We start from the raw sequence: 17,111 nt of genomic DNA, 5'->3' as shown, positions 1-17,111 counted from the left end.
CTCGGGTCTCGCTCGGGTCCCGGTGCTCGTCGCGCCCGGTGCCGCCGGACGTCCCGGCGACGAGCGTCACCCTGCCAGCGCCCACCCACAGGGCGGTCGTGCCGGTGGCGGGTTCGGCCCGCCGGTAGGCTGGCCCGGTGAGCAACGAGATCGAGATCGGACGTGGCAAGCGCGGTCGGCGCGCGTTCTCCTTCGACGACGTCGCGGTCGTGCCCTCCCGGCGCACGCGCGACCCGAAGGAGGTGTCGGTCGGCTGGCAGATCGACGCGTACCACTTCGAGCTGCCGATCCTCGCGGCACCCATGGACTCGGTGATGAGCCCGGCCACGGCCGTCGCGCTCGGCAACCACGGCGGCCTCGGCGTGCTCGACCTCGAGGGCCTGTGGACCCGCTACGACGACCCCACCGCCCTGCTGGAGGAGATCGCGACCCTCGAGCCGCTCGAGGCGACGCGGCGCATGCAGGAGATCTACGCGGAGCCCATCAAGCCCGACCTCATCACGCAGCGCCTCAAGGAGATCCGCGCCGCGGGCGTCACGGTCGCGGGCGCTCTGTCGCCGCAGCGCACCCAGGAGCACTACCAGACCGTCGTCGACGCAGGCGTCGACCTCTTCGTCATCCGCGGGACGACCGTCTCGGCGGAGCACGTCTCGGGCGTCGCGGAGCCGCTGAACCTCAAGCGGTTCATCTACGAGCTCGACGTCCCGGTCGTCGTCGGTGGTGCCTCCACGTACACCGCGGCGCTGCACCTCATGCGCACGGGCGCCGCGGGCGTCCTCGTCGGCTTCGGCGGTGGGGCCGCGCACACCACGCGCGTCTCGCTCGGCATCCACGCGCCCATGGCGACGGCGGTCGCGGACGTCGCGGCCGCGCGCCGCGACTACCTCGACGAGTCGGGCGGCCGCTACGTGCACGTCATCGCCGACGGCGGCGTCGGCCGCTCGGGCGACCTCGTCAAGGCCGTCGCGTGCGGCGCGGACGCCGTGATGATCGGCGCCGCGCTCGCGCGGGCCGAGGAGGCGCCGGGCCGAGGCTGGCACTGGGGCTCCGAGGCGCACCACGCGCAGCTCCCGCGCGGCGAGCGCGTGCGCGTCGGCACCGCCGGGACGCTCGAGGAGATCCTCTTCGGCCCCGGCCGCCAGGCCGACGGCACCCTGAACCTCGTCGGTGCGCTGCGCCGCGCGATGGCGACGACCGGCTACTCCGACCTCAAGGAGTTCCAGCGCGTCGAGGTCGTCGTCTCGCCGTACCAGCCTCGCTGAGCCGCGCCGTGACGGGACGGGTCGCGGACGGACCCCGGCTGACCCGCGCGGGCGACGGTGTGCCCGACGTGGTGCCGGACGTGGTGCCCGACGGCGGCCGTGCCGGGACGGGCGCGGACGTCGTGTTCGCGGAGGTCGCGGACGACGACGTCGAGGCCGTCGTCGCGCTGTGGCGCACGTGCGGGCTCACCCGGCCGTGGAACGACCCGTACCGCGATCTCGCGGACGCGCGGCTGGGGGAGACGTCGACGGTGCTCGTGGGCCGGGCGACGCGCGACCTCCCGGAACCGGCGCCCGACGACGGCGAGGCGGGCGGCGCGGTCCGCGCAGGCGAGGTCGTCGCGTCGGCGATGGCCGGCGTCGACGGGCACCGCGGCTGGCTCTACTACGTGGCCGCCGACCCGCGTCTCCAGGGCATCGGCACGGGGCGGGCCACCGTCGTCGCGGCGGAGGCGTGGCTCGCCGCGCAGGGGGCGCGGGCGGTGCGGCTCATGGTGCGCTCGACCAACGTCGCCGTCCGCGGCTTCTACGAGCGCCTCGGCTACACCGACCAGGAGTGCGTCGTGCTCGGCCGACCGCTCGGCGCGCCGGACGCGCGCGACGCCGGACGATGACGCCCGGCCCCGCCTGGGCGCCGTCCGCCGACGACCTGGCCGCGCTGGAGGCCGAGCACCGCGCGCGGGTCCGGGCGCTCGACCCGCTCGTCGCGGTCCCGGACCTGGGCGCGGCCCCGGGGGACGAGCGCCTGCTCGCCGTCCGGCTCCCCGACGGGTCGAGGGCCGCGGGCCTCGTCACGGTCGGCGACGTCGGCGCCGACTCCTCGGCCGCGCTGTTCCGCCCGCTGCGCGAGCACCGGCTGCGTGCCCGGGTAGCGGGACCGGACGTCCCGGGCGCGGTGGCGGCGCTCCTCTCGGCGTGGTCCGAACGCGTCGCGCAGGACCCGGGCACTCCGCCCGACGGCGACGGCGTGCCCCAGGTGGGACCCGCTCCGCGCGACCACGGGATGGTGCTGCTCTGGCCGAGCCGGGACGTCGGGGCGGTCGCGGCGCTCGCCGCGCACGGCATGCGCCCGACCGTGCACCTCGCCGCGCGCCGCGGGACGGCGCCGGGTGCGGCAGGACACGGTCCGGCAGGCCTGGTGGTGCGTGACGCGACGCCCGACGACGTCCCGGCGCTCGTCGAGCACCAGCTCGCCGAGCTCGCGTACGACGAGCTCGTGGGCGCCGCCCGGGTGCGGCCCGGAGCCCGGGAGCACCTCGCGACCCAGGTCGCGGGTGCGGTGGCGAACCCGGCCACGACGTTCCTCGTCGCGACGGCGCCGCCGACGGACGTCCGCGGGACCGGGGACCGGGCCGAGGAGGTGCTGGGCGTCGTCGCGGTCGAGCCGCCGGAGCGGTCGGGCGCGGTCGCCGGGACGGTCACGACCAGGCCGGTCTCCTACCTCGTGCTGCTGCACGTGACAGGCGCCGCACGCGGCGCCGGGGTCGGCGGCACGCTCGTCGACGCGGCGCTCGCGCGCGTCCGGGACCGTGTCGGGGAGGACGCGGTCGTGCTCCTGCACCACGGCGTCCTCAACCCGCTCTCGGCACCCTTCTGGGCGCGCCGGGGCTTCCGCCCCGTGCTCACGACCTGGGAGCTCCCCGTCTCGGGCACTGTCGGTCCGACGACGTAGCCTGTCCCCATGACGAGCTCATCCGGCACCCCCGGCACCGGTCCTGGCGAGGGCGCCGCGCTGGACGGCCCGATCGACCCCGAGAACCCGGCCGCGACCTACGTGCTCGAGCCCGAGGTCGTCGCCCCCCTCGCGCAGCGCGTCGTCACGGGCAACGAGGCGGGCATGCACCGCTCCGTCCTGCCGTTCACGGGTGCGCCACTCGCCGCGTTCCCGGTGTCCTCCGTCGAGGACGTCGCGCGAGCGGTCGACCGGGCACGGGCGGCCCAGCCCGCCTGGGCGGCGCGCTCCGTCCGGGAGCGCGCGGCCGTGCTGCGCCGCTTCGGCGAGCTCGTGCTCGCGCGGCAGTCGGACGGGCTCGACCTCATCCAGATGGAGTCCGGCAAGTCGCGGCGCAGCGCGTTCGAGGAGGTCGCGGACGTCGCGATCCTCACGCGCCACTACGCCCGGCGCGGGCCCCGCTACCTCGCCGACCGCCGCGCGCCGGGCATGCTGCCCGTGCTGACGGGCACGCGCGTGCACCGTCGCCCGGTGGGCGTCGTCGGCGTGATCGCACCGTGGAACTACCCGCTGACGCTCGCGTTCGCCGAGGCCGTGCCCGCGCTCGTGGCGGGGAACGCCGTCGTGCTCAAGCCCGACCCGCAGACGACGCTCACCGCGCTGTGGGGCGCCGAGCTGCTCGAGGAGGCGGGGCTGCCTGCCGACCTGTTCCTCGTCGTCGCGGGCGGCGGCGACGTCGGGGCGGCGGTGACCGACCACGTCGACCACATCGCGTTCACCGGCTCGACGGCGACGGGCCGCAAGGTCGCCGCGCGCGCGGGGGAGCGGCTCATCGGCGCGACCCTCGAGCTCGGCGGCAAGAACCCCCTCTACGTCGCGGCGGACGCCGACGTGCGCGCCGCGGCGCGCGGCGCGGTCCGCGCGTGCTTCTCCAACTCGGGCCAGCTCTGCGTCTCGATCGAGCGGATCGTGCTGCACGAGGACGTCGCCGACGCCTTCCTCGACGAGTTCGTGCCGCTCGTCCGCGAGATGCGCCTCGGGGCCGGGCTCGACTACTCCGCCGACATGGGGTCGCTCACGTCGCAGGCGCAGCTCGACCGCGTCGTCGCGCACGTCGAGGACGCCATCGCGCGCGGGGCACGCGTCCTCGCGGGCGGCGTGCACCGTGCGGACATCGGACCGTGGTTCTACGCGCCCACGGTCCTGGACGACGTGCCCGACGACGCCGCGTGCGCCCGGGAGGAGACGTTCGGCCCGGTCGTGTCGGTGCGGCGGGTCGCGAGCGACGACGAGGCCGTCCGCGTCATGAACGACTCGGAGCTCGGGCTCAACGCGAGCGTGTGGACGCGCGACGTCGCGCGGGGCCGCCGGATCGCGGCCCGCGTGGAGGCCGGGACCGTCAACGTCAACGACGGCTACTCCGCCGCCTGGGGTTCGGTCGGCGCGCCGATGGGCGGGTTCAAGGCGTCCGGCCTCGGGCGTCGGCACGGCCGCGAGGGGATCGAGGCGCTCACGGAGGCGCAGACGATCTCCGTGCAGCGCGGCGCCAACCAGGGCCTTACGCTCGACACGCTCTACGGGATCGGCGGCGAGCTCCCCAGCAAGGTGCTCACGACCGCGCTCGACGCGATGCGGAGGCTGCGCCTGCCCTGACCGCGCCGCCGGCGTGCCGCGGCGCGTCCTCAGCGGCGCACGGCGTCGAGCACGGCCTTCGTCGCCGCGGGCACCTCGCGGACGCGGTAGAGCACGGCCTTCCACGGCTCCACGCTCGCCGCGCTGACCCCGATCCCGACGGCGTCGAGGCCCGCGACGCGGCACGAGAAGAGCGTGCGCGGCAGGTGGTAGCCCTGCGTGACGACCACGGCCGTGCCGACGCCGAACTCCGACACCGCGCGCGTGCACGTCGCGTGCGTGTCGAAGCCCTCGCGGTCGAGCAGGATCGCGTCGTCCGGGACGCCCCGGTCGAGCAGCCACGCGCGCATCGACTCGGGCTCGTCGTAGTCGTCGTGCGCGTCGCCGCTCACGAGGACGACGGGCGCGACGCCACGGGAGTACAGCTCCGCGGCCGCGTCGAGCCGACGGCGCAGGTACGTGGACGGCGACCCGTCGGGTCGCAACCCCGCGCCCGGGACGACGATCGCGTCGCTCGGCGGCGCGTCGGCCGGGTCGGCGACGTGCGCGCGCCCGACGCCCTGCACGACGGCGAACGGCGCCAGCACGAGCACCGCCAGACCGGCCGCGACCCAGACCGTCGCGCGCCGCCGCCGCGACCAGCGCGGGCGACGCCGCAGCGACCGACCGGAGGACCGCGCCACCGACGGGGACGCGTCGGACGGGGAAGAGGCGGGCGGCGCCGGTTCGTCGGTCACGGCCCGACCCTAGCGCTGCCGGGGCGTCGAGCGAGCGATCGTGGCCGACCGAGCAGGCGATCGTGTCCCGTCCGCCGTCCAGGACGGACCGGGACTACCACCTGCTCGGCACGTTCCGGGGGAGAGAGTCAGGCGAGGGCGGCGAGCTCGTCGGTGAGGTTCGCGCTGGCGCGGTCCTCCCACAGCGTGGCGCCCTGCGGGGTGCGGAAGAGCGCACCGCCCGCGAGCAGGCCGCGCAGGACGGCGGCGCGACCGGTGCGGAAGGCGTCGTCGGGGACGTGCGCGTACTCGGCGCGGACCTGCCGGACGTAGCGCGTGTACCGGTCCGGCGCGGAGCCGAGGATCGCGAGGTCGGCGTCGGACACGAGCGCGCCCGGCCCGTCGCCCGCCGCGGGGGAGTGGTCCGTCGTCACGAGCACGAGCCGGACGACCTCCGCCACGGCCGCGGCGTGGAGGTGGCCCGCGAGCCGGGCTTCCGCCAGGTCGGCGGACCGTTCCTCGTCGCGACCCGCCTCGCCGTCGTGCACGGCGTCGTGGAACCACAGCGCGAGCTGGGTCACCGCGGTGCTCCCCGGCGCGTCGAGCGAGCCGTCGTCCGTCGGCCTGCCCGACGCCGCACCGCCGCCCGCCCGCCCGGGCGCAGCGACGTCGTCGGGCACCCCGGGCGCGCGCCCCTCCAGGAGCGCGAGCGAGTCGAGCGCGTGCACCAGGTGCTCGGGTCCGTGGTAGACGCGGTGCGGCTCGTGCCAGCGCTCGACGAGGTCCACGCCGACGTCCCGGGCCCCGGGCAGCAGCGCGTCCCAGCGGGCGAGCAGCGCGTCGGCCTTCGCCGCGCGCCGCGCCCGGCCCGGCACGCGTAGCCCGGACGACCCGAGCCTCCGGGCGAGCTCGCGCCCGCCGACGGGGACGGCACCCGCCGCCACGGCGACGTCGTACCGCTCGGCGGCGACGTCGTAGTGGTCGAGGTCGAACGCGCGGCGGCTCACGCCGATCGAGGCCGCGAACGCGTGCAGCTCCGCCAGCGAGGCGTCCGACACGAGATGGCTGAACAGCGTCCCGTGCGCGGGCCACGCGGGCGGGTCGATGAGAACGGTCACCACCCGAGCATGCCACCGGCCGGTGAGCCGACGCGCGGGCGTCGGCTCACCGGCCGGGGAGCGGCCTGAGCCGCGTAGGTGTCACCCGGAGGAGCCCGGGCGTGCGGGGATCAGCCGGCGCGCGAGGCCGCCTCGACGACCTCGACCGACTGGCGCGCGATGGCGAGCTCCTCCATCGTCGGGACCACCATGACGAGCGTGCTCGTCCAGTCCGGCGAGATGACGCGCGGCTCGCCGGAGTCGACGGCGTTGCGGTCCGGGTCGACTGCGAGGCCGAGCGGCTCGAGCCCCTCGACGACGGCGGCGCGCACCTCGGCGTCGTGCTCGCCGACGCCCGCGGTGAAGGCGACGACGTCCACGCGGCCCAGCACGGCGGCGTACGCGCCGACGTACTTGCGCAGCCGGTGGATGTACACGTCGAACGCGAGGCGGGCACCCTCGTGGCCGGCCTCCATGAGCCGGTGCAGCTCGCGGAAGTCGTTCACGCCGGACAGCCCCTTGACGCCCGAGCGCTTGTTGAACAGGTCGTCGATCTCGTCGATGCTCATGCCCGCGTTGCGCGCGAGGTGGAACACGACCGCGGGGTCGATGTCGCCCGTGCGCGTGCCCATGACGAGGCCCTCGAGCGGGGTGAGGCCCATCGACGTCTCGACCGGCACGCCGCCCTTGACGGCCGACGCCGAGGCGCCGTTGCCGAGGTGCAGGACGATCGTGTTGAGACCCTCGATCCGGCGCCCGAGGACGCGCGCGACCTTCCCGGACACGTACTGGTGGCTCGTGCCGTGGGCGCCGTAGCGGCGGATCGCGTACTTCTCGGCGACCTCGGCGTCCAGGGCGTACGTCGCGACGTGCTGCGGCAGCCGCTGGAAGAACGCGGTGTCGAACACCGCGACGTGCGGCACGTCGCCGAGCAGCGACCGCGCGACCTCGATGCCCTTGACGTTCGCCGGGTTGTGCAGCGGCGCGAGCGGGGACAGCGAGCGGATCCGCTCGAGCACGCCGTCGTCGACGAGGACCGGGTCGGCGAACAGCGAGCCGCCCTGCACGACGCGGTGCCCCACCGCGTACACGTCGGCGTCCGAGAGCGTCGGGCCGACCTCGTCGAACATGCTCAGCGCGATGCGCAGCGCGTGCCCGTGGTCCGCGACGGGCTCCTCGCGCGTCGTCGTGTTCCCGGCGAACCGGTGCTTGATGATCCCGGACTCCTCGCCGATGCGCTCGATCGTGCCCGCGGCGATCGCCTCGCCGCCGACGGGGTTGACGAGCTGGTACTTGAGCGAGGACGACCCCGAGTTCATGACGAGCACGGACCCGTGCGCGCCGTACGCGCTGTAGGGGTTGGGGCGCTCGCCCTCGGGCAGGATCGTCATGACGTGGCTCCCTGGGAGTCAGAGGTGGGGTCGGCGGCGTCGGCCGGGGCCTGCGCCTGGATCGCGGTGATCGCGACGGTGTTGACGATGTCCTGCACGAGCGCGCCGCGCGAGAGGTCGTTCACCGGCTTGTTGAGGCCCTGGAGGACCGGGCCCACCGCGACGGCGCCCGCCGAGCGCTGGACCGCCTTGTAGGTGTTGTTGCCCGTGTTGAGGTCCGGGAAGATGAACACGGTCGCGCGCCCCGCGACGTCCGAGCCCGGCATCTTCGACGCCGCGACGGACGCGTCGACGGCCGCGTCGTACTGGATCGGGCCCTCGACGAACAGGTCGGGGCGCCGCTCGCGCACCAGCGCGGTGCCCCGGCGCACCTTGTCCACGTCGGCCCCCGAGCCGGACTCGCCGGTCGAGTACGACAGCATCGCGACCCGCTGGTCGACGCCGAACTGCTGCGCCGTCGCCGCCGAGGAGATCGCGATGTCCGCGAGCTGCTCCGCCGTCGGGTCGGGGATGACCGCGCAGTCGCCGTAGACGAGCACGCGGTCCTGGAGGCACATGAGGAACACGGACGAGACGACGGACACGCCCGGCTGGGTCTTGATGATCTCGAACGACGGCTTGATGGTGTGCGCCGTCGTGTGCTTCGCGCCCGACACCATGCCGTCCGCGAGCCCGAGGTGGACCATCATCGTGCCGAAGTAGGACACGTCCTGGACGCGCTCGCGCGCCTCCTCGAGCGTCATGCCCTTGTGCGCGCGCAGCCGCTGGTACTCCGCGGCGAACCGCTCGACGAGCTCCGGGTCGTGCGGGCTGACCACGTGCGCGGCGTCGATGTCGAGGCCGAGCTCGGCCGCGCGGGCGCGGACCTTCTGCTCCTCGCCGAGGATCGTCAGCTCCGCGACCTGGCGGCCGAGCAGCGTGGACGCGGCGCGCAGGATGCGGTCGTCGTCGCCCTCGGGCAGCACGACGTGCTTGCGGTCCGCGCGGGCGCGGGACAGCAGCTCGTACTCGAACATCAGCGGCGTGACGACCTCGGGCCGCGGCACGTCCAGCCCCGCGAGGAGCGCCGCGCCGTCGACGCTCTGCTCGAACAGCGCGAGCGCCGTGTCGACCTTGCGCTGCGACTCCTTGGTCACGCGGCCCCGGGCGCTCGCGGCGGCGCTCGCCGAGCGGAACGTCCCGAGGTCGGTGCGGATGATCGGCAGGCTGGGGTCCAGGTCGGCCACGAGGCGCGCCGTCGACTCGGGCGGGAAGAACCCGCCGTTGAGGATGACGCCCGCGAGCGACGGGAAACCGGACGCCGAGTGGGCGGCGAGCAGACCGATGAGGATGTCCACCCGGTCGCCGGGCGTGATGACGACGGCGCCGTCGGTGAGCCGGTCGAGCAGGTGCTCGAACGACATGGCGCCGACGAGCAGGTCGGTCGCCTCGCGCGCGAGGAGCTCCTCCTCGCCGAACGCGAGCGTCCCACCCACGGCCTCCATGAGGATCCGCACGGTCGGGGCGTCGAGGAACGGGTCCTCGGGCACCGCCCAGCCGGGCAGCCGGGCGCCCGGGGCGGGCTCCGCCGTCGGGCCCGACGGCGTCCCCGCCCCCGTGAGCGGCTCGCCGTCCGGGCCGAGCGACCCGAGCAGCGCGCGCACCGCGTCGAGGTCGTCCGGCTGGACGCGGTTCGCGACGACGCCGATGGGCTGCGCGTGCTGCGAGCGCAGCTCGGCGACGCTCACCTCGATGAGGTTGCCCACGGCGTCGGGCGTGCGGCCCTTGCCGGAGACCACGAGGAGGACCGGCGCGCCGAGGTTCGCCGCCACGCGTGCGTTGAACGACAGCTCGGTCGGCCCCGCGACGTCCGTGTAGTCCGTCCCGACGACCACGACGAAGTCGCACTGGCGCGCGACCTCGTGGTAGCGCGCCACGATCTGCGACAGCGCGCCCTCGGGGTCGGCGTGGACGTCCTCGTACGTGACGCCGATCGCCTGCTCGGCGGTGACGTCCACGCCGTCGTGCGCGAGCAGGAGCTCGAGCACGTAGTCCTGCACGTCCGGACCGACGGCCCGGGTGACCGGCCGGAAGACCCCGACCCGCTGGACCTTGCGGACCAGCAGGTCGAGGACCCCCAGCGCGATCGTGGACTTGCCCGTCTCGCCCTCGGGCGAGGTGATGTAGATGCTGCGAGCGGTGTCGCTCACTCGTTGTCTCCTCCGGTGTCCTGCACGGCGGCGCTCGCGCCGTTGTACTGCGGGCCACCCTCCTCGGTCGCCGTCTCGCCGACGTCCGGCCACACCCAGTCGCGCACCTCGGGGATGTCCTCCCCGTGCTCGCGGGTGTACTGCCGGGCCGTCAGCCGCGCGTCGACCATCTCCTGACGCAGACCCGCGTAGGTCGAGCGCAGGGACGGCACACGGTCGATGACGTCGATCACCAGGTGATAGCGGTCGATGTCGTTGAGCATGGCCATGTCGAACGGGGTGGTGGTGGTGCCTTCCTCCTTGTAGCCGCGCACGTGGATGTTCGCGTGGTTGGTGCGGCGGTACGTGAGGCGGTGGATCAGCCACGGGTAGCCGTGGTAGTTGAAGATGACTGGCTTGTCCGACGTGAAGAGCGTGTCGAAGTCCTTGTCCGACAGGCCGTGCGGGTGCTCGTTCTCGTCCTGGAGCCGCATGAGGTCCACGACGTTGACGACCCGGACCTTGAGGTCGGGGATGCGGCGGCGCAGGATGTCCGCCGCGGCGAGCACCTCGAGCGTCGGCACGTCACCCGCGGAGCCCAGGACCACGTCCGGGTCCTCGCCCTCGACCTCGGTGCCGGCCCACTCCCAGATGCCCAGCCCGCGCGTGCAGTGCGCGATCGCCTGCTCCATGGACAGGAACTGCGGCGCCGGCTGCTTGCCCGCCACGACGACGTTCACGTACTGGCGAGAGCGCAGGCAGTGGTCGTAGGTGGACAGAAGAGTGTTGGCGTCCGGCGGCAGGTACACGCGGACGATCTCGGCCTTCTTGTTCACGACGTGGTCGATGAAGCCCGGGTCCTGGTGGCTGAAGCCGTTGTGGTCCTGGCGCCACACGTGGCTCGAGAGCAGGTAGTTGAGGCTCGCGACCGGCCGGCGCCACGGGATGTGGTTGGTGACCTTGAGCCACTTCGCGTGCTGGTTGAACATCGAGTCGACGATGTGGATGAAGGCCTCGTAGCTCGTGAACAGGCCGTGGCGCCCGGTGAGCAGGTAGCCCTCGAGCCAGCCCTGGCACTGGTGCTCCGAGAGCATCTCCATGACCCGGCCCGCGCGCGCGAGGTGCTCGTCGACGTCGGGACCGAAGAAGTCGGCGTTCCACTGCTTGTCCGTGACCTCGTAGACCGCCTGGAGCCGGTTCGACGCGGTCTCGTCCGGCCCGAAGATCCGGAAGTTGTCCGGGTTCAGCCGCACGACGTCGGTCAGCCACTGCCCGAGGACGCGCGTCGACTCGGCGATCGCGCTGCCCGGTCCCTTGACGTCCACGGCGTAGTCGCGGAAGTCCGGGAGCCGCAGGTCCTTGAGCAGCAGACCGCCGTTGGCGTGCGGGTTGTCGCTCATGCGCAGCGTGCCCTCGGGGGCGAGCGCGGCGATGTCGTCGCGCAGGCGGCCGTCCTCGTCGAACAGCTCGTCGGCCCGGTAGGACTCGAGCCAGCCGCGCAGCACGTCGAGGTGCTCCGGGGTGTCCCGCGCGCTCGCGAGCGGCACCTGGTGCGCGCGCCACGAGTCCTCGGTCTTCTTGCCGTCGATGACGGGCGGGCACGTCCAGCCCTTGGGCGTGCGGAAGACGATCATGGGCCACGCAGGACGCTCGTCGCTCCCCGCCGCCGCGTCGGCCTTGATCTGCGCGATGTGGTTGAGCACCTCGTCGAGGAGCTTCGCGAAGCGCTGGTGCACCTCGAAGTGGTCCTCGCCGTCGAACCCGCCCGTGAAGAAGTAGGGCGTGTGGCCGTAGCCGATCATGAGGTCGCGCAGCTCGTCGTCGCTGATGCGCGCGAGCACCGTGGGGTTGGCGATCTTGTACCCGTTGAGGTGCAGGATCGGCAGCACGACGCCGTCGTTGCGCGCGTTGACGAACTTGTTGGAGTGCCAGCTCGTCGCGAGCGGGCCCGTCTCCGCCTCGCCGTCGCCCACGACCGCCGCGACCAGCAGGTCGGGGTTGTCGAACGCGGCGCCGTAGGCGTGGGAGAGCGCGTAGCCCAGCTCGCCGCCCTCGTGGATCGACCCGGGGGTCTCGGGCGCGACGTGGCTCGGGATGCCGCCGGGGAAGGAGAACTGGCGGAAGAGCCGGCGCAGGCCCTCGGTGTCCTGCGTGATGTCCGTGTACGTCTCGGAGTACGTGCCCTCGAGGTACGCGTTCGCGACGAGGCCGGGACCGCCGTGACCGGGGCCCGCGACGTAGATCGTGGACTGGCGGCGCTGCGCGATCGCGCGGTTGAGGTGCGCGTAGAGGAAGTTGAGGCCGGGCGTCGTGCCCCAGTGGCCCAGCAGGCGCGGTTTGACGTCGTCGCGGTCCAGCGGCGTGCGCAGCAGCGGGTTGTCGAGCAGGTAGATCTGCCCGACGGACAGGTAGTTCGCCGCGCGCCACCAGGCGTCGACGCGACGCAGGGTGTCGTCGTCGAGCGGGGCGACCTCGGCGGGTCGCCAGGCGGTGGACTCGGTGGCGGTGGTCGTGCTCATCTCACGCTCCTGCAGGGGGAAGGGTTCGTGAACGACTACGGCTTCATACAACCGCATCGACCGAGGCCCTGCACGGTTCGTGACGGCCCCGGGCGGTGTGACGTCCGCCCGGGACCGCAGAAAAGGTCCTAGGTCCCGGGACTCAGGTCCGGCGGCGGGCCCGGCTGCCGTGGGGCGCGAGCCCGGCGCCCAGCGCGACGGCGACCAGGGCCGCGGCGCTCGCGGCGACGACGTCCACGCCGGTCGTCGCGAGGCCGGGCCCGGACGTATCAGGCTGCTGCGGTTCGGGGCCCGGGCCAGGGCCGGGGCCAGGGACGGGGACGGCGGTGACCGTGGTCGTCGCCGTCGCCTCGCGCGGACCGTCGCCACCGTCGACGCAGGCCGCGCACGGCTCGACCGTCGCGGTGTTCGTCACCGTGCCCCCCTCCGGGGGTGCCGTGCCCGTCACGACGACCGTCGCCGTCCCTCCCGCGGGGACGGTCGCCGTCGTCGAGACGTCGTTCCCGGTGCCCGACGGCGCGTCGCACGCCGACCCGTCCGAGACGCTGCACGTCCACGAGACGCCGGTGACGGCGTCGGGCACGGCGTCCTGGACGACGGTTCCGGGTGCCGCCGCGGGGCCGTCGTTGGTCACGACGACCTCCCACCGGAGCTCCGCGCCCCCGGTCACCTGCGCGGGGCCCGTCTTCGTGACGGAGAGCGCGACCGGGACGACGCACGGCGCCGTGACCTCGGCGACGTCGTTCGACGGGTCCGGGTCGCCAGACGTCGAGGTCACGCGGGCGCGCTGCACGACGTCGCCCGCCGAGCAGGCCGCGGGGTCGGGCCCGACGGTGCCGGTGATCGTGAACGACGCCCCCGCGCCGGCGGCGAGGGGACCGACGGGGCACACGAGCGTCGTGCCCTCGAGGGTGCACCCCTCGGCGACGACGCTCGCCGGGTCGATCGCCGCCGGCAGGGCGTCGGCGACCACGACGCCGCGGGCGTCGCCGGGTCCCTCGTTCGTCACGTCGACGACGTACTCGACGAGGTCGCCGAGCACGAGCGGCGACGGGCTGGTCAGCTCCTTGGCGACCGCGAGGTCGGCGGCGGGCAGCACCGTCACGTCCACGCTCGAGGTGTTCTCCGTGAGGTCCTCGCGGTCGGGCGGCGCGACGACCTCGGCGGTGTTCGTCAGGACCGTCTGGTCGTCGACGAACGGCGCGGTCCCGGTCACGGTGAGGACTGCCGACGCGGTGGGCGTGGAACCGGTGAGCCGGGGCAGGTCGACGGTCGTGTCGATCGCGTTGCCCGACCCCGAGGCCGTGCCGCAGGCCGCGCCGCCGGTCGCGGCGCAGGTCCAGGTGACGTCGGTGAGCCCGGCCGGGACGGCGTCGACCACGCGGGCGCCGACGACGTCGTTGACGTACTCGTTCGTCACCTCGAGCTGGTAGGACACCTGGCCGCCGGACTCGACGACCGGCGTGCTCGTCGTCTTCTCGACGGTGAGGACGGTCGGGACGACGACGCGCAGGTTCCGGATCTCGTGGTAGTTCGTCGCGCCGCCGGTTGACGCCCCGAAGCCGAGCTTGAACATCGCGGGCAGGGCCGGTTGGCCGGCGGCGCCGCCGATGTCGAACTCGCTGATGAGCGGCTCGAGCGCGGTGCCCGGCCCGGTGTCGCTCCAGACGGACAGGAGGTCGGTGTTCGGGGCCGGCGTGACCACGACCCGGACCGTGCGGACGAACTCGCGGCTCGGGTCACCACCGCCCGGGGGCACAGTCTCCACGGTATCCCCGGGACCGGGCACTCCCGTGAGGTAGCCCCACGGGATGTCCGCGGCGTAGGAGCCGCGCACGGAGACGAATCCCGGCTGCGGTCCCGGGCCGCCGACGCCGGCCGAGAAGTTGCCGAACTCGTCGAACCCGACGCCCGCGTACCCGCCCTGGAGGAACGTGTACCCGAGCGACCCGCCGTCCCCGCCGACCGCCGCGGGGAAGGACCCGTCCATGAGGAAGAACGAGAACCCGTCGCCCCGGTTGCCGCCGAGCTCCTGACCGCCCCACGTCGCGTACTCGAACTCGACCACCACGCCGAGGTCCGTCGGGAACGGGCTGTCGAGCACGTAGCCGCCGAACCCCCCGTTGGTCTGGTCGACGTCGGTGAGCCGGAGCCAGCCGTCGCCCTCGCCCGTCAGCGTGGCCTCCCCGAACGGGACCCAGGCAGGGTCGTTCGGCGTCGTGCTCCCGAACGGCTCCTCGATCGGGAAGTCCGCCGCGGTGGCGGGCACGGCGACGGCGCCCGCGGCGAGCACGAGGGCGGCGGTCGCGGCGAACCGCAGGCGGTGGCGTCGGGCTCGGTGCGTCACGGATGCTCCTCTCGTGCACCGGCCCCGTCGCCGGCGTGTCGTCCCCGTCTCGTCCCCCGTGCTTCCCCATCGGACCACACCGGTGTGAGGTTCGCCCGGTACGACGCCCGCGATGCGGGTTCTCGCACGAGGCCCGGTTACCGTGGGCTCGTGCCCGAGCCCACCGCCCCGCGTTCGTTCTGGGCGGTCGCCCGCCAGCCCCGCGTGGTCGGTCTGCTCGTGCTGTTCCTCCTGGCCGCCGCCGTGTGCGCACGGCTCGGCGTCTGGCAGCTCGACCGCGCGCAGCAGCGCGCCGAGCTCGCGGCACAGCAGGAGGCCGCGGAGCTCGAGGCCGCCGGGCCCGAGGGCGTCGGGGTGCTGCTCCCGCCGCAGTCGTCCTTCCCCGGTGAGCTCGTCGGCCGGCAGGCCTGGGTCGAGGGGGAGTACGACCCGGAGGGCCAGCTCCTCGTGGAGGACCGCGCGCTCGACGGCCGGGTGGGCTACCTCGTCCTCACGCCGTTGCACGTGACCGACGATGGGACGCAGGGCGCGTCGTGGGCCGACCTCTCGGGCGCGCCCGTGCTGCCCGTGGTCCGCGGCTGGGTCGAGACGCCCGAGGAGAGCGCCGCGCTCGACCCGCCGGACGGCGTCGTGCGGCTCACCGGGTACCTCCAGGCCTCGGAGGCCGCGGGCCAGGGCGGGACCGCGCCCGGGCGCACCGACGCCATCTCGACCGGGGCGCTCGTCAACGAGTGGGGCGGACCGATGTACTCCGGGTACCTCGTGCTGTTGTCGTCCGACCCGGCGCAGCCGTCGGCGGCCGAGGGCGGTCCGGCGCAGCTCCCGCGCCCGATGATCGAGGGCGGCACCGGCCTCAACCTGCAGAACCTCTTCTACGCGCTGCAGTGGTGGGTGTTCGGCGGATTCGCCGTGCTGCTGTGGGTCCGCCTCGTGCGCGACGAGGCCGCGGGTGGCAAGCGCCGCACGCGCGGCGACGGCACCGGGATCGCCGGCCTGCCCGACCCCACCGAGATCGACCCGCCCGGCTCGACGTCGACCTCCTGAGGGTCGATCTCGGACCTACGGGTCGATCTCGCAGACCGCGGCTCCACGCGCGGGCCCCACCCCGCGGAGCCGTCACCGACGAAGAGCACGCTCGACGCGACGCACGATCGCCGCAGGGTCGCCCAGGTCTGCCCAGACGACGCGCAGCACGACCCATCCCGCCTCGACGAGCGCGTCGTGCCGCACCTTCTCCTGCTGCAGGCGTGACCGTGGGTCCCCGAACCCGCCGCCGGAGTACTTGACCGCACCGTCGAACTCGACCGCGACCCGGTGCTCCGGCCACCCGAGGTCCACCCACAGGTTCCCGCGCCACGTCGGGACCTCGAGCCCGGGCACGGGAGCGGCCAGCCCGGCCTCGTGCAGGATCCAGCGCACGACCGACTCGCCCGGAGACTCCGCGCGGGCGTCCGCGAGCCCGACGACGGCCCGCGCGCCCCGGACACCGCGCCCTCCCACCGCCTCCGCCAGCAGGACGGCGAGCACCGCCGGATCGGCGCCGGCACGCAGGGCCGAGTCGGCGACGACCAGTGCCTGCGCGCCCGGCAGGGACCGGGCGCAGTCCACGACCGTCCGCTCCAGCGTCGTGACCGGGAGGCCGGTGACGACGGCGCGGTCGCGGTCCGGGAGGTCCGTCCAGTGCCGCCGCAAGGTCGGCTCTCGCGTCTGCGCCGCCTTGGGCGGGCGGAGCTGGGTGACGTGGACGACGTCTGCCAGGCGCCAGGTCCAGCACCCGTGCAGGAGCGCGGCGCTCGTGTGGCTGAACCAGTACGCGTTCGACAACCGCTCGGCGACGGCGCTGACGCGACGCAGCACCAGCTCGCGACGGAGCTGGGCGGGGCTCAGGTCGTCAGGGACCGGCGGGAGGTAGACGCCGCGCCGGACGCGGTCGAGGGTTCCGGCTCGTGTGCGGCGCGCGAGCTCCGTGCGCCGCTCCTCGGAGAAGCGGGTCGCCGTCGGTGGGGCGGGACGCTCCATGCGTCGGTCGTCACCGGGGCGTCGGAGCGTCGCGTCGGACGACGCGGTAGCCGGACGGTCGTCTGGCGACGTGCGGCCTGGCACGAGGTCTCGGTCGAGGTCCGCTCGGGGCGGGGTGTCGTGGAGTCGCGTGTCACGGGACAGGGCGACGCTCGGCGGGATGTCGCTCGGCATGGTGCCGAGCGTCGTCGATACAGGCATGGCGTGGGGCGCGATGCCGTGGTCTGTGGACAAGTGAACCCGCGAGATCGACCCGAGCGTCCGAAATCGGCCCTCAGGAGGTCGATC

General features: G+C 74.4%; 12 protein-coding genes. 5 read left to right on the top strand and 7 right to left on the bottom strand.

The genetic code is table 11. The annotated features are described in order from the left end of the window. The first annotated feature begins 137 nt into the window (after positions 1-137). From A0J59_RS05175 to A0J59_RS05160, 4 genes are all read left to right on the top strand, one after another. On the top strand, positions 138-1,262 hold the full coding sequence (locus tag A0J59_RS05175; RefSeq protein ID WP_053369640.1) for a GuaB3 family IMP dehydrogenase-related protein: 1,125 nt from the start codon (positions 138-140) through the stop codon (positions 1,260-1,262). 68 nt (positions 1,263-1,330) lie between these two features. Next, positions 1,331-1,876 (top strand): GNAT family N-acetyltransferase, encoded by a 546-nt coding sequence (locus A0J59_RS05170; protein ID WP_369799750.1) that lies wholly within the window; start codon positions 1,331-1,333, stop codon positions 1,874-1,876. Beyond that, the gene (locus A0J59_RS05165) at positions 1,873-2,934 is read left to right on the top strand and encodes a GNAT family N-acetyltransferase (RefSeq protein WP_064315426.1); all 1,062 of its coding nucleotides are present in this window, start codon (positions 1,873-1,875) and stop codon (positions 2,932-2,934) included. Before A0J59_RS05170 ends, A0J59_RS05165 begins: the two co-directional genes overlap by 4 nt. A 9-nt stretch (positions 2,935-2,943) precedes the next feature. Continuing rightward, entirely contained in the window at positions 2,944-4,587 is a 1,644-nt protein-coding gene (locus A0J59_RS05160; protein WP_082918755.1) for a succinic semialdehyde dehydrogenase, read from the top strand. A gap of 29 nt (positions 4,588-4,616) precedes the next feature. On the opposite strand, the gene A0J59_RS05155 is transcribed toward A0J59_RS05160, so the two are convergent. From A0J59_RS05155 to A0J59_RS05130, 6 genes are all read right to left on the bottom strand, one after another. Further along, on the bottom strand, positions 4,617-5,303 hold the full coding sequence (locus A0J59_RS05155; RefSeq protein WP_052877611.1) for a vancomycin high temperature exclusion protein: 687 nt from the start codon (positions 5,301-5,303) through the stop codon (positions 4,617-4,619). A 128-nt stretch (positions 5,304-5,431) separates the two neighbouring features. Then, entirely contained in the window at positions 5,432-6,400 is a 969-nt protein-coding gene (locus A0J59_RS05150; protein WP_064315439.1) for a DUF4031 domain-containing protein, read from the bottom strand. A 110-nt stretch (positions 6,401-6,510) separates the two neighbouring features. Further along, entirely contained in the window at positions 6,511-7,770 is a 1,260-nt protein-coding gene (locus tag A0J59_RS05145; RefSeq protein ID WP_043656335.1) for an acetate/propionate family kinase, read from the bottom strand. Continuing rightward, a complete protein-coding gene (gene pta, locus A0J59_RS05140) occupies positions 7,767-9,959 on the bottom strand; it encodes a phosphate acetyltransferase (RefSeq protein WP_047233060.1) in 2,193 nt (730 codons plus the stop codon). Before pta ends, A0J59_RS05145 begins: the two co-directional genes overlap by 4 nt. After that, the gene (locus A0J59_RS05135; RefSeq protein WP_047233061.1) at positions 9,956-12,457 is read right to left on the bottom strand and encodes a phosphoketolase; all 2,502 of its coding nucleotides are present in this window, start codon (positions 12,455-12,457) and stop codon (positions 9,956-9,958) included. Before A0J59_RS05135 ends, pta begins: the two co-directional genes overlap by 4 nt. 142 nt (positions 12,458-12,599) lie before the next feature. Beyond that, positions 12,600-14,804: a DUF11 domain-containing protein gene (locus tag A0J59_RS05130; RefSeq protein WP_064315425.1), complete on the bottom strand. Its 2,205-nt coding sequence runs from the start codon at positions 14,802-14,804 to the stop codon at positions 12,600-12,602. Between the two features lie 150 nt (positions 14,805-14,954). Between A0J59_RS05130 and A0J59_RS05125 the strand changes: the two genes are divergently transcribed. Then, positions 14,955-15,848 carry an SURF1 family protein gene (locus tag A0J59_RS05125; protein ID WP_053369645.1) on the top strand — a complete coding sequence of 298 codons (894 nt, stop codon included), beginning with the start codon at positions 14,955-14,957 and terminating at the stop codon, positions 15,846-15,848. Between the two features lie 72 nt (positions 15,849-15,920). Here the strand turns inward: A0J59_RS05125 and A0J59_RS05120 are convergent, their stop codons facing one another. Further along, a complete protein-coding gene (locus tag A0J59_RS05120) occupies positions 15,921-16,823 on the bottom strand; it encodes a hypothetical protein (protein WP_064315424.1) in 903 nt (300 codons plus the stop codon). Positions 16,824-17,111: the final 288 nt, after the last annotated feature.

The sequence above is a fragment of the Cellulosimicrobium sp. I38E genome (genome assembly GCF_001647255.1).
In the GTDB taxonomy this organism is placed as follows: Bacteria; Actinomycetota; Actinomycetes; order Actinomycetales; family Cellulomonadaceae; genus Cellulosimicrobium; species Cellulosimicrobium cellulans_E.
The sequence above is the reverse complement of the archived record's forward strand: the minus strand, read 5'-3'. Positions and strand labels throughout refer to the sequence as shown.